This is a genomic window from Streptomyces sp. NPDC025793 (genome assembly GCF_055558375.1).
Genome location: NZ_JBVHMR010000160.1, coordinates 1 through 1,217 on the forward strand (window position 1 = coordinate 1; position 1,217 = coordinate 1,217).

Consider the following 1,217-nt stretch of genomic DNA (forward strand, 5'->3'; position numbering starts at 1 on the left):
CCTGGTGACGGCACTTGCTGCCAGAGCTGGGGGTGGCCGCAGAGACCAGCGAGAAGCGACTGTTTACTAAAAACACAGGTCCGTGCGAAGCCGTAAGGCGATGTATACGGACTGACGCCTGCCCGGTGCTGGAACGTTAAGGGGACCGGTTAGCTCCATTTCGGTGGGGCGAAGCTGAGAACTTAAGCGCCAGTAAACGGCGGTGGTAACTATAACCATCCTAAGGTAGCGAAATTCCTTGTCGGGTAAGTTCCGACCTGCACGAATGGCGTAACGACTTCTCGACTGTCTCAACCATAGGCCCGGTGAAATTGCACTACGAGTAAAGATGCTCGTTTCGCGCAGCAGGACGGAAAGACCCCGGGACCTTTACTACAGTTTGATATTGGTGTTCGGTTCGGCTTGTGTAGGATAGCTGGGAGACTTTGAAGCGGGCACGCCAGTGTCTGTGGAGTCGTCGTTGAAATACCAGTCTGGTCGTGCTGGATGTCTAACCTGGGTCCGTGATCCGGATCAGGGACAGTGTCTGATGGGTAGTTTAACTGGGGCGGTTGCCTCCTAAAGAGTAACGGAGGCGCCCAAAGGTTCCCTCAGCCTGGTTGGCAATCAGGTGTTGAGTGTAAGTGCACAAGGGAGCTTGACTGTGAGACCGACGGGTCGAGCAGGGACGAAAGTCGGGACTAGTGATCCGGCGGTGGCTTGTGGAAGCGCCGTCGCTCAACGGATAAAAGGTACCCCGGGGATAACAGGCTGATCTTCCCCAAGAGTCCATATCGACGGGATGGTTTGGCACCTCGATGTCGGCTCGTCGCATCCTGGGGCTGGAGTCGGTCCCAAGGGTTGGGCTGTTCGCCCATTAAAGCGGTACGCGAGCTGGGTTTAGAACGTCGTGAGACAGTTCGGTCCCTATCCGCTGTGCGCGTAGGAGTCTTGAGAAGGGCTGTCCCTAGTACGAGAGGACCGGGACGGACGAACCTCTGGTGTGCCAGTTGTTCTGCCAAGGGCATGGCTGGTTGGCTACGTTCGGGAGGGATAACCGCTGAAAGCATCTAAGCGGGAAGCCTGCTTCGAGATGAGGACTCCCACCCACTTGATGGGGTAAGGCTCCCAGTAGACGACTGGGTTGATAGGCCGGATCTGGAAGCACCGTGAGGTGTGGAGGTGACCGGTACTAATAGGCCGAGGGCTTGTCCTCAGTTGCTCGCGTCCACTGTGTT

At 56.9% G+C, this 1,217-nt stretch carries 1 rRNA gene; it reads left to right on the plus strand.

Annotation, left to right across the window (positions count from 1 at the left end):
* Positions 1 to 1,195 (plus strand): 23S ribosomal RNA (locus ACZ4MF_RS49070); the annotation flags it as partial.
* Positions 1,196 to 1,217: the final 22 nt, after the last annotated feature.